We start from the raw sequence: 20,618 nt of genomic DNA on the forward strand, positions 1-20,618 counted from the left end.
GTTCCCCGCGCCCCTGAGGCATGCGCTGCGCGCAGCCTCCCCTGGAGGCCGCAGGCCTTCCAGGGGCGCGGGGAACTGCGCGACCAGCCACGACGAGAGCCGCACCCTTGCGACCGGCTAGAACGCAGGGCTGAAGCGGGACAGTGCCGTGGTGAGGCGGGTGCGCTGGGCGGGCCACTCGTCGTCCGGCCCCGCCACGAGCACCGCATACTGCGCCCCGTCCCGCGCGGTGAACGAGAAGTCGACGACCTTCCTCCGGGCGTCGAGCTTCTTGCTGTCGTACGCGTAGACCAGCTCGGCCGCATCGTCGGTGACGGCGTCCGAGGCCCCCTCCGGCGCGGCCGTCTGCTCCAGCGAGACCTCCTCGTACCCGGGATTGGTCGACGAGAGGGTCTCGGACGCGGTACGGAGCGAGGCGAGCGGCGTGGTGTCGGGCTCCTCGATGGTGAAGACCTGGATGAGCGAGGTCTCGTCGGCGGACGTGTAGAACACGCCCTGCTCGCTCTCGGTGCGCTCCCAGCCGTCGGGCACCGCGAGCGTGAAGCCCGCCGCGTCCGTCACCTCCCGGTAGTCGGCCGGCAGTTCGCCGGTCGGCGACGGCGTGGACGTGGGGGACGTGGCGCTGGGGGTGCCGGTCGGCCCGGCGCTCGCGGGCGCGGACGTCGTGGCGGCGGCGCGGGTCCGCTTCGGGTCCGGCCCGGCATCGTCTCCGCGCCCGACCAGCACCACCGTCGTCGCGACGGCGGCACCGAGCACCGCCGCGCCCACCATCACCAGGGCGAAGCGCCGGTTCCGGCCGGCCGGCGGCGGGGCGGCCGGCCCCGCCAGTTCCGGCTCGGGCCAGGACGTGGGCGGCGGCGCGAAGTCCGGCCGCGGCGGGGGCGGCGACGACATCGTCGCGGGGCCCGAACCGGCCTCCTCCCAGCGCTGGGTCTCCTCGTTCCAGTGCCGCCCGGTCATCTGAGGTTCCCCAGCATGCCGGCCACCGTGCCCGCCGAGGCGAGCAGCGAGACGACGGCCTGGGAGTCGCCGAGCAGAGCGCGCAGCCGCTCGAGGCGGGTCGCGGGTGCGCTGCCCGTGCGGACGAGTTCGCCCTCCGTCTCGGCGAGTTCGGCGTCGAGGACGCGCAGTTGCCCGTCGTCCCGCAGCCGGGTCAGGTCGGCGCGCAATTCCCGTACGGCCTCAAGGAGTTCGCGCATCGCCTCGTCGCGCTGCGGCGTGCCGTGCGTGTGGCTCACCGCACGGGCGTGGCTGCCGATGGCGAAGGTGCTGCCGTGGACGTCGCCGATGCTGACCGAGGGCTCGTCATTCGCTGTCATGATCGTCTGATCCCTTCTTGGCCTGGGTGTCGTCGGCCTTGCCCGACGTCGCGCTGGCGTGGCTGCCGACGGCGAAGGTGGAGTCCTCGACGCGGTCGATGTTCACGCCGCCACTGCTGATGTTCACGATCTTCTGGACGAACTCGCCGGTCTGGTAACCGGATTCGGCGAGCGCCTGCCGCACTCCGCCGGCGATCCGGTCCTGGACCGACTTGAGGTACCGCTCGACGTCCATCTGCTGGAACAGCGAGCCGGGCCCCTCCGAGCCCAGCTCGCGCACCGACAGCTCGGGGCCGTCCGGCAGCGCGCCGCTGTGCCCGCCGGTGAGCACCTGCCAGCCGTAGCCGATCCAGCGGCCGACGGTGACGAGGGAACGCGCGGGGGATCCGGCGACGCGGGAGACGGCCCAGGCGGCCTTGCCGAGCGGGTTGTTGTGGCGGAACTGGTGGGCGGTGCGGTCCGCGTTGCGGAACGGCTCGCGGATCGGGGCGAGGACGTGCGGCGCGATCTCCAGCATCAGCATCCGGCCCTGGGTGTGGACCCGGACGAAGACGGTGACGACCAGTTCCTCCTCCCAGCCGCCGACCCGGATCCGCAGGAAGTGCCGCCGCTTCTCGGCACCCTCCTCGACGGACCGCTCCCGGTGCTCCTCGAACGCCTCCGGCCGGTAGGGGGCGTCCTCCCGCCCGGCGAGGCCCTCGGCGGGCAGGAAGACGCACTCGTCGATCTCCAGCCAGCGCAGCCGGTCGCGGACGGTGGTGCTCGCGAACTCGGCGGGCAGCCGCAGCTGTTCGAGCAGCGGCCGGATCTTCTCCAGGATGCCCCGGTTGTTGAGCGGCTGCTGCTTCTTCGTCCGGTCGGGGCGCAGCTCGACGGCGAGGGTCCAGGTGTCGACCGGTTCGCCGGCGCCGCAGAACGGGCGGACGGCGTGGTACATGATCAGCGGCGCGTGCTGCTCGGTCCTGATCCGCCGCATCACCCGCGCGAAGCGGGCTCCCTCGGTGCTCTCCGCGGGGTCGGCGGAGGCGTTCGCGAACCGCGCCTCGGACAGGTCGGTGCCGAGCACGCGGGCGAGCTGGCCGCGCTGGGCGCCCGCGCACAGGGCGATCAGCGCGAGCAGGAGCAGGCTGAGCCAGCCGTGCAGGGCGTCGCCGGTGCCGCTGCCCTCGGGGACCAGCCAGCTCAGGAAGTCCGGCAGGCTCTGGCGCAGGCCGGACCGGACCTCGTAGGAGAAGCTGCCGTCGTCGTCGCCGGTGGCCATGACCACGGTGGTGATCAGCAGGACGGTCAGCAGGGCCCGGCCCCACCAGCGCAGGTACCAGGCGGCCACCCGGCGGTAGACCTGCGGGCGCGCTTCGGGGCCGCGGACCCAGACGCCGAGCGCGAGCAGCGCGGACGGCAGCAGGAACGTGAGGATCCAGTAGCCGGTCAGCGGCAGGCCCACCACCCACAGGCCGAGCACGGCCCAGGCCCACGCCACTTCGAGACGGCGGGCGCGCAGCGCGTGCGCGAGCACCCGGGCCGCGTCGAAGCCGAGCGACGGGGCCGCGATGCGCTGCTCGTGCAGATGCAGCTGCTCGATGACCCGGCCGCGGTAGTCCTGGTCGAGATAGGTCCCGGCGCACAGCAGCCGGGTGGCCTCACTGGCGTAGGGCGGCTTCGCCGACGGCAGCGGACCCACCCCGCCGTCGCCGGTGTCCGGTGCTGCCGACTGCTGCGGTACATAGGCGGTACTCACGCCACTCCCCCGAATGTTCCCATCGATGCAGCTTGTTCGAACTGCCGTCACTGGTAAGGCAGTTACGAAGGAAGCAGCATAGTCCCCCGGGACGTGCCGGGCCCGCCCCTCGGGGTGCCGGGAACTGCGCGGAAGCCGCACCGGCTCACACAGCAGAACCGCCCGCGGCCGGGTCGCGAACGACCCGACCGCGGGCGGTCGAAGCAGGGAAGGCCCGGGGCCCCCGGAGGATTCTCAGATGAGGCCGAGACCGCGGACGGCCTCGCGCTCCTCGGTCAGCTCCTTGACGGACGCGTCGATGCGCGCACGCGAGAACTCGTTGATCTCCAGGCCCTGGACGATCTCGTACGCGCCGTCCTTGGTGGTGACGGGGAAGGAGGAGATCAGGCCCTCCGGGACGCCGTAGGAGCCGTCCGACGGGATGCCCATGGAGGTCCAGTCGCCCTCGGCGGTGCCGTTGACCCAGGTGTACACGTGGTCGATGGCGGCGTTGGCGGCCGAGGCGGCGGAGGACGCGCCCCGGGCCTCGATGATCGCGGCACCGCGCTTGGCGACGGTCGGGATGAAGTCGTCGGCGAGCCACTTCTCGTCGTTGCCGATGGCCTCGATGGCCGGCTTGCCCGCGACGGACGCCTGGAAGATGTCCGGGTACTGGGTGGCCGAGTGGTTGCCCCAGATCGTCAGGCGCTGGATGTCGGCGACGGTCGAGCCGGTCTTCTTCGCGAGCTGGGTCAGCGCGCGGTTGTGGTCGAGGCGCGTCATGGCGGTGAAGCGCTCGGCCGGTACGTCCGGGGCCGCGGCCTGGGCGATGAGGGCGTTGGTGTTCGCCGGGTTGCCGACGACGAGGATCTTGACGTCGTCCGCGGCGTGGTCGTTGATGGCCTTGCCCTGGGGCTTGAAGATGCCGCCGTTGGCCTCCAGGAGGTCACCGCGCTCCATGCCCTTGGTACGGGGGCGGGCGCCGACGAGCAGGCCGACGTTGGTGCCGTCGAAGGCGACGTTCGGGTCGTCGGTGATGTCGATGCCCTGAAGGAGCGGGAACGCGCAGTCGTCGAGCTCCATCGCGGTGCCCTCGGCGGCCTTGAGCGCCGGGGTGATCTCCAGGAGGCGCAGCTTGACCGGCACGTCCGCGCCGAGCAGCTGGCCGGAGGCGATGCGGAAGAGCAGTGCGTAGCCGATCTGGCCGGCGGCGCCGGTGACGGTGACGTTCACGGGAGTGCGGGTCATGGCGTTCTCCGTATGACAGCGAGGCTTTTGATCGATCTCTTGATACCAAGAGATCCGCTCGTCAGGCTATCGCCTCTCGGCCGGACGCGACCCCCGGGTCCGTGTGGCTCACCCCACAGCCGCCCCGCGGACCGAACACGGCGGCGGCCGCCGCCCCGGGAGAGAGGGGGCCGGCGGCCGCCATGGGTGCCAACCGTGTGGCCATCCCGTGGGGGTATCGATCGCCTTCCCCGAAGACCGCACCCCATGCCTGTTCCTGTCCGTATTCCTTTCCGCGGCCGTACCGGGACTACGGAGTGCAGCCCTTCTGGCCCGCCGCGAGCGCCCCGCAGGCCTTCGCCTCGGCGGCCGAGCCGACCGCGATCATCGGGGTGTACGCGTCCGTGTCCGCGTCGCCGACCAGGCCCTTCTTCGACGTCTTGGCGCCCACGGACAGCGTCACGCTGTCGCCGGGGGCCGCGAACTGGATCCGCGCCCAGGCCGCCTTGCACGTCTTGCTGTAGCGGACCTCGACATGGGCGGTGCCGACCGCGGCCTTCGTCGGGCTGTCGGCCAGATCGCCGCCGCAGCCCATGGCCTCGGGGTCCTTGCCGGTGCAGCCGTCACCCACGCACTGCACGCCCGCGGGCAGCTGCGGGGCGCTGGTGGCCGGCGACTTCGACGGTGCGGCCTCGGCGCCCTTGCCGTCGCCCCCGCTGGTCAGGAGGTAGGCGATGAGGACGACGAGGGCGGCGCCGATGCCGCCCGCGAGGACCATGAACAGGCGCCGTCTGCCGCCCTGCCCGCCGGAGTCCGGCGGCTCGGGCGACACCACCGGCGGCGGGCCGAACCGGTCGAGCGCCGGGGCGCGGCCCTGCGGCGGCACACCCGACGAGGCCGGGGCCACGACGGGCTCCGCCACCCCGGTGGACCGGTCCGCCGTCGCCTGGCCGTTCCTGCCCGCGCCGTGCTTCGCGCGGGCGCCGGACGACGGGTCGGCGGGCGATCCGAACTCCCCCAGCGCGGCGCGCGCCTGGGATATCCGTATCGCCTCCATGGTCATGTCGTGGCGCATCTCGGAACGGCTCCAGGCGCGCTCCGCGAGCTCCCACAGCGTGGTCAGGTGGACGGGATTGGTGCCGGTGACCTCGGCGAGCGCGACGATCGCACCCTTGGGCGCGAGCAGCCGCCCGTTCAGATACCGCTCCCACGAGGTCTTGCTGTACCCGGTGCGGTCCGCCAGCGCGGCGATCCCCAGCCCGCTGCGGTCGACCAGCCGGCGCAATTGGCCGGCGAACTCCTTGACCTGCGGGTCGAGTTCGTCCGGCAGCGCCCTCCAACGAGGCATTTCCTTCCCCCTATTCCCCCCATTACGTGCCTGAATGACCCGCGCCGCGCCGCGCGTAGGCCCCCCACTGGCTACCCAATGGGATGTGAGTAGCCAGGATGTCAGTTCCCCGGACGGGGGCGCACGGAGGCGTTCGACACCATTCGACACCAGGGTGTGCCCCCTCGCACACCGCCGGACCCGTGACGCCCACACTTCTCCGGGAGGGTCCCGAATGCCCAGAGTAGGTGCGTTGTCCGGTCAGGTACGGGCGATCCCGGAAGTCAACCGGACATCCGCACACAAGGAGGACGGGACTCCGCCACGGGAGTCCCGTCCGTCACCGCACGGTGAAGTGCAGCGTGTCCTGGAGGAACGGGATCCGCAGCCAGGGGTCGGGCTGCGCCATCATCGCGAGCAGCACGATGACCAGGCCGAGCAGCCCGTACGTGAGCATGTCCGTGAAGCGGGAGCGGACGGCGAGCATGCCGACGCCGGGCAGCACCCAGCGCAGCACGGCCCCGCCGATCAGGGCCAGGCCCACCAGCATCGTGCCGACCCGGAACACGTCGAACGCGGTGAGCAGCAGACCGAGCCCGGTCACCGCGAGGACGGAGATCAGCGGCCACTGGCGGGCGGGCGCGGGGGCGTCACCGGGGGCGGCCCGGCCGCCGCCCTCGGGGCGCGCGGTGTCGCGGGTCCACAGCGGGAACCGGCGCGTCCCGCGCTTCTTGCCGCCCTGCGGCTCCGCCGTCTCCCCGGACGCCTCGTCCGGGCCGGTCACCGGCGTGCCCCCGGAGGCCTCAGCGGACACCGTCGGCGTTCCGTTCGGCTGCCTCCACCACGTTCACCAGGAGCTGGGCGCGGGTCATCGGGCCGACGCCGCCCGGGTTCGGGGAGATCCAGCCGGCGACCTCGGCGACGCCGGGGTGGACATCGCCGACGATCTTGCCGTTCTCGTCGCGCGAGACACCGACGTCGAGCACGGCGGCGCCCGCCTTGACGTCCTCCGGACGGATCAGGTGCGGGACGCCCGCCGCGGCGACGATGATGTCGGCGCGCCGGAGGTGGGAGGCGAGGTCACGGGTGCCGGTGTGGCACTGGGTGACGGTGGCGTTCTCCGACTTGCGGGTGAGCAGCAGCGGCATGGGGCGGCCGATGGTGACACCGCGGCCGACGACGACGACCTCCGCGCCCTTGATCTCGACGCCGTGCTTGCGCAGCAGCGTGATGATGCCGAACGGGGTGCAGGGCAGCGGCGCCGGCTCGTTGAGCACCAGGCGCCCCAGGTTCATGGGGTGCAGGCCGTCGGCGTCCTTGTCGGGGTCCATCAGTTCGAGAACGCGGTTCTCGTCGATGCCCTTGGGGAGCGGCAGCTGGACGATGTAGCCGGTGCAGGCCGGGTCCTCGTTCAGCTCGCGGACGACGGCCTCGATCTCCTCCTGCGTGGCCGTGGCGGGCAGTTCGCGCTGGATGGAGGCGATGCCGACCTGCGCGCAGTCGCGGTGCTTGCCCGCGACGTACTTCTGGCTCCCGGGATCCTCGCCGACCAGGACGGTGCCGAGACCGGGCGTGACCCCCTTCTCCTTCAGGGCCGCCACGCGGGCGGTCAGATCGGACTTGATCGCGGCTGCGGTGGCCTTGCCATCGAGAATCTGGGCGGTCATGCCGTCCATTCTTTCAGGGCGGCCGTGATTCACCCAAGTTGCACTTGCACAACAGTCGTCACCCCCGCTGGACAGAGCGGTGTGCGGCCCAGAACCATGAACGGCGCAGAGCGCCGCAGGCAGCGGCAGGGGGGCGGTCGTCCATGGGGCGGTCGAGCATCGTGCGCTCGCCCTCCTTCGGTGCCCCGGTCTCGTCCCCATCGGCACCATCGAAGGATTCCGCCATGAGCTACGGCGACCCGAACAACCCCTACGGCCAGCAACCGCAGCAGGGCAACCCCTACGGCCAGCCCCAGGGACAGCCCCAGGGACAGCCGGGCTACGGCTACCCCCAGGCGCCGCAGGGCGTGCCCCCGCAGGGGTACGGCTACCCGCAGCAGCCCGGCCAGCCGTACGGCGGCTACCCGCAGCAGGGCGGCTACGGGGTCGCTCCCGGTCAGCCGGGCGGCCCGCAACTGGCCCACTGGGGACTGCGGGTGGGCGCCTCGCTCATCGACGGACTCATCATCGGCGTTCCCTACCTGCTGGTGTTCCTCTTCGCCTTCGCCCCGCTCGACCCCGGGGAGTCCCCCGGCGGCGGCGCGGCCGCCCTGATGCTGGTGGCAGCCCTCTACGCGATCGGCATGGGCCTCTACCAGATCTACCAGGAGGGCAAGACCGGCCAGACCATCGGCAAGAAGGCCGTCAACATCCGCACGCTGAAGGAGCTCGACGGCCAGACCATGGGCTTCGGTCTGTCCTTCGGCCGCAAGCTCTGCCACGTCGTCGACGGCTTCTGCTACATCGGCTACCTGTGGCCGCTGTGGGACGCCAAGAAGCAGACGTTCGCCGACAAGATCTGCTCCACGCTGGTCATCCGCGGCTGACGCACGGACGGGGTGGGTGCGGGCTCGCGGCCCGCACCCACCCCGTCGTCGTATCCGGATGCCGTCTCCGGATCAGTGATCAGCGGCCAGTGACCAGTGATCAGTGGAAGAAGTGGCGCGTCCCCGTGAAGTACATCGTCACGCCCGCCTTCTTGGCGGCCTCGACGACCAGCTCGTCACGGATCGAGCCGCCCGGCTGCACGATCGCCCGCACGCCGGCGTCGATCAGGATCTGCGGCCCGTCGGGGAACGGGAAGAACGCGTCCGACGCGGCGTACGAGCCGCGCGCCCGCTCCTCACCGGCCCGCTCGACGGCGAGCTTGCAGGAGTCGACGCGGTTGACCTGGCCCATGCCGACGCCGACCGAGGCACCGTCCTTGGCGAGCAGGATGGCGTTGGACTTCACGGCCCGGCACGCCTTCCAGGCGAACGCCAGCTCGTCCAGCTCGCCCTGGGACAGCGCGTCGCCGGTCGCCAGCGTCCAGGTCGCCGGGTTGTCGCCGTCGGCCTGGAGGCGGTCGGTGGCCTGGAGGAGCGCGCCGCCGTCGATCTGCTTGGTCTCCACGCGCGCGGTCGGCCCGTTCGGGGCGCGCAGCACGCGGATGTTCTTCTTCTTGGTGAGGGCTTCGAGGGCGCCGTCCTCGTAGTCGGGCGCGACGATGACCTCGGTGAAGATGTCGGCGACCTGCTCCGCCATCTCCTTGGTGACCGGCCGGTTCACGGCGATGACGCCGCCGTACGCGGAGACCGGGTCACAGGCGTGCGCCTTGCGGTGCGCCTCCGCCAGGTTCGCGGCGACGGCGATGCCGCACGGGTTGGCGTGCTTGATGATCGCGACGCAGGGGTCCTCGTGGTCGTACGCGGCACGGCGCGCGGCGTCCGTGTCCGTGAAGTTGTTGTACGACATCTCCTTGCCGTGCAGCTGCTCCGCCTCGGCGAGGCCGCCGGTGCCGTCGACGTAGAGGGCCGCGCCCTGGTGCGGGTTCTCGCCGTAGCGCAGGACGTTCTTGCGCTCGTAGGTGGCACCGAGGAAGTCGGGGTGACCGCTGTCGTCGGCGGCCGCGTAGTCGGCGGCGAACCAGGAGGCCACGGCCACGTCGTACGCGGCGGTGTGCTGGAACGCCTCGGCGGCGAGGCGCTTGCGGGCGGTCAGGTCGAACCCGCCGTCCGCGACGGCCTTCAGCACGTCCCCGTACGCGGCCGGGTTCACGACCACGGCGACGGACGGGTGGTTCTTGGCGGCGGCGCGCACCATGGACGGGCCGCCGATGTCGATCTGCTCCACGCACTCGTCGGGGGTCGCGCCGGAGGCGACGGTCTCCTTGAACGGGTACAGGTTCACGATCACGAGGTCGAACGGCTTCACCCCGAGGTCGGCGAGCTGCTTCTGGTGGTCCTCCAGACGCAGGTCGGCGAGGATGCCCGCGTGCACCTTGGGGTGCAGGGTCTTCACGCGCCCGTCGAGGCACTCCGGGAACCCGGTGAGCTCCTCGACCTTGGTGACCGGCACCCCGGCGGAGGCGATCTTCCCGGCGGTGGAGCCCGTCGACACGAGCTCGACGCCCGCCTCGTGGAGCCCGCGCGCCAGCTCCTCCAGACCGGTCTTGTCGTAGACGCTGACCAGCGCCCGGCGGATGGGCCGCTTGTTGCTCTCGGCGGTCACGGGATAACTACCTTTCGTCCCTCAATGCTGAAGCCGTTACGGGCCAGACGCCCCACGACATCGACGAGCAGCGTGCGCTCGACTTCCTTGATGCGCTCGTGCAGAGCGCTCTCGTCGTCCTCATCACGGATCTCGACCACGCCCTGAGCGATGATCGGGCCGGTGTCGACGCCGTCGTCGACGAAGTGGACGGTGCATCCGGTGACCTTGGCGCCGTACGCGAGTGCGTCGCGCACGCCGTGCGCACCGGGAAAACTGGGCAGCAGGGCCGGGTGCGTGTTCACGAACCGGCCGCCGAAGCGGGCGAGGAACTCCTTGCCCACGATCTTCATGAAGCCCGCGGAGACCACCAGGTCCGGCTCGTACGCGGCGGTCGCCTCGGCGAGCGCCCGGTCCCAGTCCTCGCGCGAGGCGTGGTCCTTGACCCGGCAGACGAAGGTGGGGAGCCCGGCGCGCTCGGCGCGCTCCAGGCCCGCGATGTCCGCGCGGTCGGCCCCTACGGCGACGATCTCGGCGCCGTAGGCCGCCTCTCCCTGCGCCGCGACGGTATCGAGCAGTGCCTGCAGATTCGTACCTGATCCGGAGACCAGCACGACGAGGCGCTTGGTCTTGGCCACGGCGGGGCCCTTTCTGGGAGAACATCCTGCGTGTCTTTGTACGGTCGTACGAAGGCTTCGGTGTCCCCGATACGGGGAACCCTACGAAGCGGCCGACCGGCAGCAACGATACCGGCACGCCCGGCGGCCCCCACGGGACGGGGGCAGGAGCTACAGGTAGCGTCAGCGACACGGAACGCTGAGCGGCCATGGGACGTTGACGTAAAGAACGAACCAAGCGAGCGAGAACAGACCTGGCCATCGACCTAGGGGAAGACGCACACCTGATGCCGGACCGAAGCCTTCGCCACACGCTGCCCGCCGGCGCCGTCCTGCTGCGCGAAGGCCGACCCACGCCGCCGTCGCCGACGCCGACGCCGTCGTCCGGGAAGGGATCCCCTCCCGATGAGTCCCCTTCCCGGGAGACGGACGCCCCCAAGGCCGACAATCCGTTCGCGCCGCCGCCGGACGACGCCCCGGACCGTCCGTGGCAGCCGCGCCGCCCGGAGGGCTCCGACGCCCCCGAGGGCGGTGGCGGGGACCGCTCGCCGTGGGGCAGCCAGTGGAGCGACCGCCAGCCGGGCCGCTCCCAGGGCGGCCGCTTCGGCGACCGTCCCCGTCCGGGAGGCGGCCAGGGCGGACCCGAGGGGCAGGGCCCCGGTCCCGGCCCCGGCGGGATGCGCTGGGACCCGACGGACCCGGCCCAGCGCCGCGCGCGCTATGCCCTGCTGTCCGGCATGTGGGGCTTCTTCTTCGCCCTGTTCAACTGGCCGTACGTGGCGCTGCTGCTCGGCGCGCTCGCCCTGTACTGGGGCATCAGCTCCCTGCGCGCCAAGCCGCGCACTCCGGACCCGGACAAGCCCACCCCGCCGGTGCCCGACAGCACGCGCCCGCAGACGACGGCCGCGGTCAGCGGTCTGGTCACGGGCGGCCTCGCGCTGGCCCTCGTGGCGTCGGTGTTCACGGCCCGGATGGTCTACAGCGACTTCTACGAGTGCCGCTCGGACGCGCTGACGAACCAGGCGCAGAAGTCCTGCGACGACCTCCTGCCGAAGGAGCTCCGGCCGCTCCTCGGCGCCGACTAGAGCGAGGACTAGAGCGCCGGGTCGGACCGGTTCCCCGGGTCGGCGGGCAGCGGGCCGGCCGGGGGGTCCGCAATCGGCGCGGGGGCTGCCGCGTCCCGCAGGAAGGCCCAGCGCTCCCCCCGGGACGACTCGTCGAAGTAGTAGTCGAACGGTTCGAACGCGTCGTCGGTGCCGCCACCGGCATCGGGTACGGGCTCGGGGGCCTTCGCCTCGGCTGCCCGGGCCCGGGCAGCCGCCCGCTCGTCGTCACGGCGGCGGCGCCGGTCCGCCAGGGCGGCCGACCAGGCCGACACCCGGGGTCCGACCACCGCGTCCCGGCCCCGCCACCAGCGCACCGTCAGCGCCACCGGCAGCCCCACCGCGACGACCCAGCCCGCCGCGGCCGCCCCGGTCAGCCAGCCCACCGGGCCGAACGCGGAGAGCGCCGCCACCCCGAGCGCCCCGCCGGACGCCACCGCCAGGCACGCCATCGCCGCCCCGCACAGTCCGGCCGCCACCACCACCGCGTACGCGATCCGGCCGCGGGTCCACCCGGCCGCCTCGCCCGCGCCGGTGACGAACCACGCCACGGTCGCCGCCGCCGTCACCGGCACCAGCGCCACCGCCCAGGTGAACGGCGACCCGGGTCCGGCCGGCGGCACCGCCGCGAGCAGCGGGAAGGCGGGCAGCAGGGTGCTGCCGGAGCTGCCCAGCGGCCCCGCCGTCTGCCCCGCGCCGAGCACCACGCCCGGCCCGAGCGCGTACGCGGCTCCCCAGAGCGCGGCGTTCGGCACCAGCGCGACGCAGAGCAGCAGCACCGCGAACCGCCCCGACCACGCCCCCGTCACCCGGACGAACGACTCCCGCACATCTCCCCCGTGCCACGCCAGGCCCACGGCCAGCACCAGCGCGCCGCCCGCGACGAGCACCAGCAGCCCCGCGGCCGCCGCCCGCGCGGCGGCCGGCAGCACCTCCGTCACGAGGACCCGCGGCAGCACGTCCGCGCAGCGCCGCAGCGCCCCGGGCAGCGGGCCGCGCGGCCGCCCGTGCGCGGTCCACACTCCGCTCCCCGCCGCCACGGCCGCGACCAGCGCCAGGTGGGCCCCGCAGCTCACCCAGGACGGCCGCATCTCGCCGCCCCCTGCGTAGGCGGCGGCAGCGGCTCCCACCAGCAGATATCCGAACACGGCGCCGCCCCAGACACCGATCCCCTCGGCGCCCTCCGTGTCCTCCGCGGCGTCCCGGGCGGCCCGGTGCACGAGCCAGGCCGGCAGGGCGAGCAGCAGCAGGGGCGTGAGACCCATCGGGGCGGGCGCCCCGGACAGCGTGTCCGTGCGGACGATCTCGGCGCCGTGCGCGATCAGCCAGAGCGCGGCGGCGGTGTGCAGCGCGGCGCCGGGTCCGCTGTCCGGGTACGGCGAGCTGATCCACAGCACCATCACCAGAACGGCGCACACCCCGAGCCCGAGCCCGGCCGCCACGGCCCCGCCGAGGGCCCCGGCGGCCGGGCCCGGCGCCCGTTCCCGCGCCCGGTTCAGGAGCAGGGGCAACGACAGTCCACGGCCGGTCATCTGGGTCACCGGCCCATGCTCCCAACGACACGCGCTTTCACCGCGTAACAGGCGAACTGTGGATGTGTCGCTGAAGATACTCTTATGTACTTTTTCGCGCGAAAGGGTGTGTGGAGTTCCCTATGACGCAGAGCCCTGCGACACCACTGCCGACGCCCACCGAGCGCCGCAGGCTTCGCGTGGCGAGGTCGTTGACACAGACTCAGATCGCCGAGCGCATCGGCGTGACCCGCGAGACCGTCCGTTCCTGGGAGACCGGGCGCACGGCCCCGAGAGGCCGCAAGCGGGAGGCGTACGCCCGGCTGCTCGCGGAGCTGGGGCGGGCGGAGACCGAGGCGGCGCCCGGAGCCGACGAGCGTAAGGAAGCGGACGCGCGTACGAAGGCTGACGCACGGGCCGCGCGGGCCTCCCAGTCCTCCCAGTCCTCCCAGTCCTCCCAGTCCTCCCAGTCCTCACCGGACGCTCCGGCCGATCCCGCCGCCCCGGTCGCCGTACGGGAGGCGCCCTCGGACCCGGCGTCCGGCGACGGGCCCGGCGCGGAGCGGCCGCGCAGCGCCACCGAGGCGTTCGACGCCCTCTACGCGCACAGCGCCCCGCACCTCGTACGCCAGGCCTACCTGCTCACCGGGCGGCGCACGCTCGCCCGCGAGTCCGTCGAGCGGGCCTTCCAGCTGGCCTGGCAGCGCTGGCCCGAGGTGGCGGTCGACCCGGACCCGGTGAGCTGGGTGCGGGCCGCCGCCTACGAGTACGCGATGTCGCCGTGGCACCGACTGCGCCCGGCGCACCGGCAGCCGGACGCGCCGCCCGCCGACGCCGACGACCGCAAGCTCATGGACGCGCTCCAGAGCCTGCCGCCCGCCTACCGGCGCACGCTGCTGCTCTACGACGGCGTGGGCCTCGACCTGCCGGAGACCGCGGCCGAGACGGAGGCCAGCACCCCGGCCGCCGCGAACCGCATCCTGCACGCCCGCGAGGCCGTCGCCGAACAGCTGCCCGACCTCGCCGTGCCCGAGCAGCTGCACCGGCGGCTGACGGAACTGGCGGGCGCCGAGAAGCTGGACGCGCCGGGCTCGACGCTGGTGCGGGGCGCCGGCGAGAAGCGGGTCCGCTTCTGGACCCGGACCGCGATCGCCGTCACCGCCCTGATCGTCGGCATGACGGTGCTGACGCTGCGGGTGGCGCCGACGCACTACAACCCGACGCCCGCGCCGGGGGCGCCCATCAGCGGGGTGCCGCCGCTGACCGGCCCCGGTCACCTCGACGAGCACGACCTGGCGCTGCGCGAGGCACTGAAGAAGCGGCTGAGCGGCGGCCCCGAGCGGCTGGCGCCCTTCGCCGAATAGGGCATGCGAAGAGGGCCCGCACCGGATGGGTGCGGGCCCTCTTCAGCGACGTACGGGAACCGCTCAGCTGAGCAGTTCGCGGGCCAGCTTGGCGGTCTCGGTCGGCGTCTTGCCGACCTTGACGCCGGCGGCCTCCAGGGCCTCCTTCTTCGCCTGGGCGGTGCCCGACGAACCGGAGACGATGGCGCCGGCGTGACCCATGGTCTTGCCCTCGGGGGCGGTGAAGCCCGCGACGTAGCCGACGACCGGCTTGGTGACGTGCTTGGCGATGTAGTCGGCCGCACGCTCCTCGGCGTCGCCGCCGATCTCACCGATCATGACGATCAGGTCGGTGTCGGGGTCCGCCTCGAACGCCTCCAGGGCGTCGATGTGCGTGGTGCCGATGACCGGGTCGCCACCGATGCCGACGGCCGACGAGAAGCCGATGTCACGGAGCTCGTACATCATCTGGTACGTCAGCGTGCCGGACTTCGAGACCAGGCCGATGCGGCCCGGCTTCGTGATGTCGCCCGGGATGATGCCGGCGTTCGACTGGCCCGGGGTGATGAGACCGGGGCAGTTCGGGCCGATGATGCGGGTCTTGTCGCCCTTGGACTTCGCGTACGCGTAGAACGCGGCGGAGTCGTGGACGGCGATGCCCTCGGTGATGACCACGGCGAGCGGGATCTCGGCGTCGATGGCCTCGACCACGGCTGCCTTGGAGAAGGCCGGCGGGACGAAGAGCACGGACACGTTGGCGCCCGTCTTCTCGATCGCCTCGGCGACCGTGCCGAAGACCGGGACCTCGGTGCCGTCGAAGTCGACGGTCGTGCCGGCCTTGCGCGGGTTCACGCCGCCGACGATGTTGGTGCCGTCACCGAGCATGAGCTTGGTGTGCTTCATGCCCGTGGCACCGGTCATGCCCTGGACGATGACCTTGGAGTCCTTGTTGAGGAAAATAGCCATGGCTGTTTAGTCCCTCGTCCCTTACTTCGCAGCCGCGAGCTCGGCGGCCTTGTCGGCCGCGCCGTCCATGGTGTCCACGCGCTGCACCAGCGGGTGGTTGGCGTCGGAGAGGATCTTGCGACCCAGCTCGGCGTTGTTGCCGTCGAGGCGGACGACGAGGGGCTTCTCGACCTTCTCGCCCTTCTCCTCCAGGAGCGCCAGCGCCTGGACGATGCCGTTGGCGACCTCGTCACAGGCGGTGATGCCACCGAAGACGTTGACGAACACGGACTTGACGTCCGGGTCGCCGAGGATGATCTCCAGGCCGTTCGCCATGACGGCGGCGGAGGCGCCACCGCCGATGTCGAGGAAGTTGGCCGGCTTCACGCCGCCGTGGTTCTCACCGGCGTACGCGACGACGTCCAGGGTCGACATGACCAGGCCGGCGCCGTTGCCGATGATGCCGACCTCGCCGTCGAGCTTGACGTAGTTGAGGCCCTTCTCCTTGGCAGCGGCCTCGAGCGGGTTGGCCGCCGCCTTGTCCTGGAGCTCCTCGTGGTCGGGGTGACGGAACTCGGCGTTCTCGTCGAGCGACACCTTGCCGTCGAGGGCGAGGACGTCACCGGAGGCGACCTTGGCCAGCGGGTTGACCTCGACCAGGAGGGCGTCCTCCTCGACGAAGGTCTTCCACAGCGTCTGGAGGATGTCGGCGACCTTGTCGGCGACCTCGGCCGGGAACTTGGCGTCCTCGACGATCTTGCGGGCGACCTCGGGGGTCACGCCGTCGTTGGCGTCGATCGGCGTCTTGGCGACGGCCTCCGGACGGGTGGCCGCCACCTCCTCGATCTCCATGCCGCCCTCGACGGACGCGATGGAGAGGAAGGTGCGGTTGGTGCGGTCCAGGAGGAAGGAGACGTAGTACTCCTCCACGATCTCCGGAGCCGTCTCGGCGATCATCACCTTGTGGACCGTGTGGCCCTTGATGTCCATCCCGAGAATGTTGGTCGCGTGCTCGACGGCCTCGTCGGCGGAGGCGGCCAGCTTCACGCCGCCGGCCTTGCCGCGGCCACCGACCTTCACCTGCGCCTTGACGACCGACTTGCCGCCCAGCTTCTCGGTGGCCTCGCGCGCCGCCTCAGGCGTGTCGATGACTTCACCGGCCAGCACCGGTACACCGTGCTTGGCGAAGAGGTCCCTCGCCTGGTACTCGAACAGGTCCACGCGCGTCCGTCCCTATCAGTGATCTCGCGGTTCGATTTCTGCGTGGGCGTGCCGCGATGGGCAACGTGACTCCGCTGTCACACGTGACGAGTGCTGTCGCTTGCTGTCACTAGGGAGGCGTACACGGTGACCGAGTACGCGGCATGTCCGTCTCGCAGGTTATCGCCGCTCAGCGATGCCTTCTAAATCGCAGATCACACCTGAGCGGTGATACCGGTCACAGAGCGCGTTGTTCGCACCGCTGTTCGTCGTGTCACCGGGTGGCTGGAGGCGGTCGGTGAGCGGTCCGCGGGCGGCCTGCGGAGTCTCGGTGGCGGGCGGTGGGCGGCCTGCGGATGGCTGGCGGACGGGCGGTGGGCGGTCGTCGCAGCCTCACCGTGCGGGGGGTACACACGGTGAGGCCACCCGAAGGGGCCCGGTGGTGCGCGGTGGGCCCGCGGCGGGCATCCCGTCCCCACGGGACGCCCGCCTTCACGCCGGTCGCGGACCCGGCCGGGCCGATGGATTTCGGCCGTCCGGGTCCTGTGTGGCGTCGGTCTACGGAGATCGTCAGGGGACCCCGCCGGATCTCCGGCCCGATCTCCTGTCCGGTCTCCTGCTCGATCTTCTGCCCTGATTTCGCAGGATCCCGCTGTCGATCTTCGCCTGTCAGATACCGGTGACGTAGCTCGGGGCGACGGAGTCCGCGACGCCGTGCACACCGGTGACCGCGTGGCCCGCGAGGGGCTGCGCGTCGGCGGCGACCGTGCCGGTGACGTCCTGTGCGAACGGGGCGACCTGTCCGGTGACCCCGGCGGCCAGCGGTGCGACGTCTCCGGCGACGACTCCGTGCGCGAACGGCGTCACGTCGCCGGTCACGCCCCGCGTCAGACCGTGCGCGCTGGTGGCGACACCGCCGACGACGGGCTCCACATGGTCGGCGACCGTCCGCACGAGCGGCTGCACGGCGCCGACCACACCGCCCGCGAAGGGCCGCACGTCGTCACCGACGACCGCCCGCGCGAACGGGGTGACGTCACCGGTGACGCCGTCGGCGAACGGCGCCACGTCGTCCCCGACCAACGTGGTCGCGAACGGTGCGACGTCCCCCACGACCGCGTTGTCCGCGAGCACCGTCACGTCGCCGACGGCCCGGCCCGCGACGGGCAGCACCCCGTGCACGGCCGTGGCCGCGACCGGCGGCAGGACGGCTTCGGCGGTCTCGTCGACGACGGGGGCCGCGGCCGTCTCCGGGTGCTGCTGGAGCTCGGGGGCGAAGGCGGAGAGGGGGCCGAAAAGGTAGTCGACCTCGCCCGCGGCCCGGTGGGCGGCCTCGGTGGGCTCGGCCGCAGGCTTGGTCACGGGCTTGGTCACGGGCTTGATCGCGGTCTTGGTCGCGGGCTGGACCGTCTTGGCCGTCTTGGCCGCCTCGGCCGCCTCGGCCGCCTCGACCGTCTTGGCCGTGCCGGTTGCCTTCGTCGTCCTGGTGGCCGCCTCCGCCGTGGACGTGGCGTGGGTGACGGTGTCGTCGGCCTTCCGCGTCACGTGCGATGCCGTGTCCTGTACGCCGGGGACGGTGTCCGCGGCCACGTCCGGCACCGAGAGCGAGTGGGCGGGCAGTTCGTCGGCGCTGGCCACGGCGGAGCCGAGCGCCCAGGCGCCCGAGACGCCTGCGGCTATGACGAGGGAACGGCGGATGTTCTTGTTCATGCGTACGTGATTCCTTCGGGTTCCGGTGGTTTCCGGGTGTCGGGCAGACCTGTTCCGCCCCCGCGCGGCAGGTCACGAGCGGGGAGAGGGCTGCCCTAGCCGGGGAACGAAGGGATCTCGCGCAGCCGGTCGAGCACCGGCGACGCGTCACCGGACGCGGTGGCGCCGGGCGTCAGAAGAACGGGAACACGGCTGCCGAACGCCGCCGCGTGCAGATCACCGTGGCGCGTCGAACCGCCGTCGCCCAGCGACGCGTTCGCCACCGGCGCGTTGTCGGGGCCGGGTGGCACGGAGGGCGCGGCGGGCCGCGCCGCGGTGTGCCGCACACCGGCTGCCGGCTGCCCGGCACCCGTCGCGGAGCCGTCGTCGAACCGCACGGGGTCGCACCCCGTGGCGCCTGCGGACCGCTGTGCCGTCGTCACCGTCGGATGCTGCGACGCCACGCGCTCGGCGGGCGCGGGCCCCGGAACGGTGACACCGGCGGACGGGGCCGACGGCTCGGCCCCGGCACCGGGCAGACCCGGCACCTCGGGCAACGGCCTCGCGACCTCACCGGCCAGCTCCTCGACCGGCTCGACCACATGACGCACCGCGCTGCGGACTGTGGTTCCGACCGCAGTGCGAACCGTGCCGGTGAGGGGCGTACGAGTTGTACGGGCTTCGGCGCGCTCGGCGACCTCGTCGACCGTGTCCGCCGTGTCCCGAACCCGGTGCACCACGGCCCCGGTTGTCCGCGCGGCCTTCGTCACGGCCTCCCGCGCGGGCCTCTGCCCGGTCTTCTGCGCCACCTTCTGCGCGGCCTGCCGCACCGGCTTCCGCAGGTGCTTCTCGGACTGCTCCACACGCTTCTCTGCGGACTGTCCTACGGGCTTCTGCGCCGCCGGCAGACGCGGCTCCGCGGAGAGTCCCGCGGCCGGAACGAGGCCGTCGGTCGAGCCGGACGCCTGGGCCCGGCCGCCGCACAGCAGACAGAGGACGATCAACCCGCCGAACAGCAGCGCCAGTCGCAGCGCACGCCGACCGCCCACCACGTGCGCCAGGCGCGCGGCGGGAGCGAGGGAGACGGCGGGAGAAGTCACGGTCCGCCGATCCTCGCACGGGACGCGGGAGGCCGCGCAAGCCCCGTGAGCACCCTTGTTACCGATGGGTACTCATATCCGGTTCGCCATGGCTCCCCCGGTATCCGCCGCCGCGTCCGGAATCGGCAGGGGCCTCTTCTCGATGGCCGCGGCCATGATGTCGGGGAAGAGATCGGGGGTGCAGGCGAACGCCGGGGCGCCGAGGGCGGCGAGGGCCGCCGCGTGCTCCCGGTCGTAGGCGGGCGCGCCTTCGTCGGAGAGCGCGAGCAGCGTCACGAACTGGACGCCGGACGCCTTCATCGCCGCGACCCGCTTCAGCATCTCGTCCCGGATGCCGCCTTCGTAGAGGTCGGAGATGAGCACGACGACCGTCTCGGCGGGGCGGGTGATCTGCGACTGGCAGTACGCGAGGGCCCGGTTGATGTCCGTGCCGCCGCCGAGCTGGGTGCCGAACAGCACGTCGACCGGGTCGTCGAGCTGGTCGGTGAGGTCGACGACGGCCGTGTCGAAGACCACGAGCCGGGTCGAGATCGAGTGCATGGAGGCCAGCACGGCGCCGAAGACCGAGGCGTAGACGACGGACGCCGCCATCGAACCCGACTGGTCGATGCAGAGGATGACGTCCTTCTTCACCGACTGTGCGGCCCTGCCGTAGCCGATGAGGCGCTCGGGCACGATCGTGCGGTACTCGGGCAGGTAGTGCTTGAGGTTGGCCGCGATGGTGCGGTTCCAGTCGATGTCGTGGTGGCGGGGCCGGCTGATGCGGGCGCTGCGGTCGAGGGCGCCGGTGAGGGTGGCGCGGGTACGCGTGGCGAGCTTCTTCTCCAGGTCGTCGACGACCTTGCGGACGACGGCCCGAGCCGTCTCCTTGGTGGTTTCCGGCATCGCCTTGTTCAGGGAGAGGAGCGTGCCGACGAGGTGCACGTCCGCGTCGACGGCCTCCAGCATCTCCGGTTCGAGGAGCAGCGTGGACAGGCCCAGGCGGTCGATGGCGTCGCGCTGCATCACCTGGACCACGGAGGAGGGGAAGTAGGTGCGGATGTCTCCGAGCCAGCGGGCGACGGACGGGGCCGAGGCGCCGAGCCCCGCGCTGCGGCTGCCGCCGGCGGGGCGGTCCTTCCCCTGCCCCGAGCCGTACAGCGCGGACAGGGCGCCGTCCATCGCGGCGTCCTTCCCTTCGAGTGCGCAGCCGGTGCCGTCGGCGCTGTCGCCGCCCAGCACCAGCCGCCAGCGCCGCAGTCGCTCTTCCGTCATCTCGCCGCCTCCGCTTCGTCGTTGGTACGCCGTCTCGTCTGCCGGGTGGGGTGGGTCCGCGGCCGCACCTCGCGTCGTGGCCGTCCGCCGG

Annotated in this window: 18 protein-coding genes; 3 read left to right on the forward strand and 15 right to left on the reverse strand. The window is 72.5% G+C overall.

Annotated elements, in window-relative coordinates; translation table 11 throughout:
- Positions 1-117: 117 nt before the first annotated feature.
- The 7 genes from ABT127_RS22320 to ABT127_RS22350 all read right to left on the reverse strand — a co-directional run bounded on the left by ABT127_RS22320 (position 118) and on the right by ABT127_RS22350 (position 7,257).
- On the reverse strand, positions 118-960 hold the full coding sequence (locus ABT127_RS22320; RefSeq protein WP_351452760.1) for a serine/threonine kinase C-terminal domain-containing protein: 843 nt from the start codon (positions 958-960) through the stop codon (positions 118-120).
- Positions 957-1,319, reverse strand: a complete 363-nt coding sequence (locus tag ABT127_RS22325; protein WP_351452762.1) for a hypothetical protein — start codon at positions 1,317-1,319, stop codon at positions 957-959. Before ABT127_RS22325 ends, ABT127_RS22320 begins: the two co-directional genes overlap by 4 nt.
- Positions 1,306-3,057, reverse strand: a complete 1,752-nt coding sequence (locus tag ABT127_RS22330; RefSeq protein WP_351452764.1) for an AbeC-like domain-containing protein — start codon at positions 3,055-3,057, stop codon at positions 1,306-1,308. The genes ABT127_RS22325 and ABT127_RS22330 overlap by 14 nt, the downstream gene beginning before the upstream one ends.
- A 234-nt stretch (positions 3,058-3,291) precedes the next feature.
- The gene (locus tag ABT127_RS22335) at positions 3,292-4,284 is read right to left on the reverse strand and encodes a malate dehydrogenase (RefSeq protein ID WP_351452766.1); all 993 of its coding nucleotides are present in this window, start codon (positions 4,282-4,284) and stop codon (positions 3,292-3,294) included.
- A 289-nt stretch (positions 4,285-4,573) separates the two neighbouring features.
- On the reverse strand, positions 4,574-5,611 hold the full coding sequence (locus tag ABT127_RS22340) for an XRE family transcriptional regulator (RefSeq protein WP_351452769.1): 1,038 nt from the start codon (positions 5,609-5,611) through the stop codon (positions 4,574-4,576).
- A gap of 319 nt (positions 5,612-5,930) precedes the next feature.
- Positions 5,931-6,404 carry a DUF3017 domain-containing protein gene (locus ABT127_RS22345; RefSeq protein WP_502971760.1) on the reverse strand — a complete coding sequence of 158 codons (474 nt, stop codon included), beginning with the start codon at positions 6,402-6,404 and terminating at the stop codon, positions 5,931-5,933.
- Positions 6,394-7,257, reverse strand: coding sequence for a bifunctional methylenetetrahydrofolate dehydrogenase/methenyltetrahydrofolate cyclohydrolase (locus ABT127_RS22350; RefSeq protein WP_351452771.1), 864 nt, complete (start codon positions 7,255-7,257; stop codon positions 6,394-6,396). Before ABT127_RS22350 ends, ABT127_RS22345 begins: the two co-directional genes overlap by 11 nt.
- 224 nt (positions 7,258-7,481) lie before the next feature.
- On the opposite strand from ABT127_RS22350, the gene ABT127_RS22355 reads away from it, so the two are divergent.
- Positions 7,482-8,123, forward strand: a complete 642-nt coding sequence (locus ABT127_RS22355) for an RDD family protein (RefSeq protein WP_351452773.1) — start codon at positions 7,482-7,484, stop codon at positions 8,121-8,123.
- Between the two features lie 100 nt (positions 8,124-8,223).
- On the opposite strand, the gene purH is transcribed toward ABT127_RS22355, so the two are convergent.
- Entirely contained in the window at positions 8,224-9,786 is a 1,563-nt protein-coding gene (gene purH / locus ABT127_RS22360) for a bifunctional phosphoribosylaminoimidazolecarboxamide formyltransferase/IMP cyclohydrolase (protein ID WP_351452775.1), read from the reverse strand.
- A complete protein-coding gene (purN, locus tag ABT127_RS22365; RefSeq protein ID WP_351452777.1) occupies positions 9,783-10,403 on the reverse strand; it encodes a phosphoribosylglycinamide formyltransferase in 621 nt (206 codons plus the stop codon). Before purN ends, purH begins: the two co-directional genes overlap by 4 nt.
- 266 nt (positions 10,404-10,669) lie before the next feature.
- Between purN and ABT127_RS22370 the strand changes: the two genes are divergently transcribed.
- A complete protein-coding gene (locus tag ABT127_RS22370; protein ID WP_351452780.1) occupies positions 10,670-11,467 on the forward strand; it encodes a hypothetical protein in 798 nt (265 codons plus the stop codon).
- An 8-nt stretch (positions 11,468-11,475) separates the two neighbouring features.
- Here the strand turns inward: ABT127_RS22370 and ABT127_RS22375 are convergent, their stop codons facing one another.
- On the reverse strand, positions 11,476-13,017 hold the full coding sequence (locus tag ABT127_RS22375) for a cell division protein PerM (protein WP_351453182.1): 1,542 nt from the start codon (positions 13,015-13,017) through the stop codon (positions 11,476-11,478).
- Between the two features lie 122 nt (positions 13,018-13,139).
- Here ABT127_RS22375 and ABT127_RS22380 point away from each other — a divergent pair, with 122 nt between their 5' ends.
- Entirely contained in the window at positions 13,140-14,360 is a 1,221-nt protein-coding gene (locus tag ABT127_RS22380) for a sigma factor-like helix-turn-helix DNA-binding protein (RefSeq protein ID WP_351452783.1), read from the forward strand.
- Between the two features lie 63 nt (positions 14,361-14,423).
- On the opposite strand, the gene sucD is transcribed toward ABT127_RS22380, so the two are convergent.
- The 5 genes from sucD to ABT127_RS22405 all read right to left on the reverse strand — a co-directional run bounded on the left by sucD (position 14,424) and on the right by ABT127_RS22405 (position 20,527).
- Positions 14,424-15,305, reverse strand: coding sequence for a succinate--CoA ligase subunit alpha (gene sucD, locus ABT127_RS22385; protein WP_351452785.1), 882 nt, complete (start codon positions 15,303-15,305; stop codon positions 14,424-14,426).
- Between the two features lie 21 nt (positions 15,306-15,326).
- Entirely contained in the window at positions 15,327-16,505 is a 1,179-nt protein-coding gene (gene sucC, locus ABT127_RS22390; RefSeq protein ID WP_351452788.1) for an ADP-forming succinate--CoA ligase subunit beta, read from the reverse strand.
- A 648-nt stretch (positions 16,506-17,153) separates the two neighbouring features.
- Positions 17,154-18,194 (reverse strand): hypothetical protein, encoded by a 1,041-nt coding sequence (locus ABT127_RS22395; RefSeq protein ID WP_351452791.1) that lies wholly within the window; start codon positions 18,192-18,194, stop codon positions 17,154-17,156.
- 95 nt (positions 18,195-18,289) lie between these two features.
- Positions 18,290-19,273: a hypothetical protein gene (locus ABT127_RS22400; RefSeq protein ID WP_351452793.1), complete on the reverse strand. Its 984-nt coding sequence runs from the start codon at positions 19,271-19,273 to the stop codon at positions 18,290-18,292.
- A 72-nt stretch (positions 19,274-19,345) separates the two neighbouring features.
- A complete protein-coding gene (locus ABT127_RS22405; protein WP_351452796.1) occupies positions 19,346-20,527 on the reverse strand; it encodes a vWA domain-containing protein in 1,182 nt (393 codons plus the stop codon).
- Positions 20,528-20,618 lie beyond the last annotated feature (91 nt).

Origin of the sequence: Streptomyces sp. NPDC001904, from assembly GCF_040297005.1 — a bacterium.
Taxonomy (GTDB): domain Bacteria; phylum Actinomycetota; class Actinomycetes; order Streptomycetales; family Streptomycetaceae; genus Streptomyces.

Coding starts and splice junctions, on each gene's coding strand:
- ABT127_RS22405 (WP_351452796.1), bottom strand. CDS start 20,527: ATGACGGAAGAGCGACTGCGGCGCTGGCGGCTGGTGCTGGGCGGCGAC.
- ABT127_RS22320 (WP_351452760.1), bottom strand. CDS start 960: ATGACCGGGCGGCACTGGAACGAGGAGACCCAGCGCTGGGAGGAGGCC.
- sucD (WP_351452785.1), bottom strand. CDS start 15,305: ATGGCTATTTTCCTCAACAAGGACTCCAAGGTCATCGTCCAGGGCATG.
- ABT127_RS22355 (WP_351452773.1), top strand. CDS start 7,482: ATGAGCTACGGCGACCCGAACAACCCCTACGGCCAGCAACCGCAGCAG.
- ABT127_RS22340 (WP_351452769.1), bottom strand. CDS start 5,611: ATGCCTCGTTGGAGGGCGCTGCCGGACGAACTCGACCCGCAGGTCAAG.
- ABT127_RS22375 (WP_351453182.1), bottom strand. CDS start 13,017: ATGACCGGCCGTGGACTGTCGTTGCCCCTGCTCCTGAACCGGGCGCGG.
- ABT127_RS22370 (WP_351452780.1), top strand. CDS start 10,670: ATGCCGGACCGAAGCCTTCGCCACACGCTGCCCGCCGGCGCCGTCCTG.
- ABT127_RS22335 (WP_351452766.1), bottom strand. CDS start 4,284: ATGACCCGCACTCCCGTGAACGTCACCGTCACCGGCGCCGCCGGCCAG.
- ABT127_RS22380 (WP_351452783.1), top strand. CDS start 13,140: ATGACGCAGAGCCCTGCGACACCACTGCCGACGCCCACCGAGCGCCGC.
- ABT127_RS22325 (WP_351452762.1), bottom strand. CDS start 1,319: ATGACAGCGAATGACGAGCCCTCGGTCAGCATCGGCGACGTCCACGGC.
- ABT127_RS22395 (WP_351452791.1), bottom strand. CDS start 18,194: ATGAACAAGAACATCCGCCGTTCCCTCGTCATAGCCGCAGGCGTCTCG.
- ABT127_RS22350 (WP_351452771.1), bottom strand. CDS start 7,257: ATGACCGCCCAGATTCTCGATGGCAAGGCCACCGCAGCCGCGATCAAG.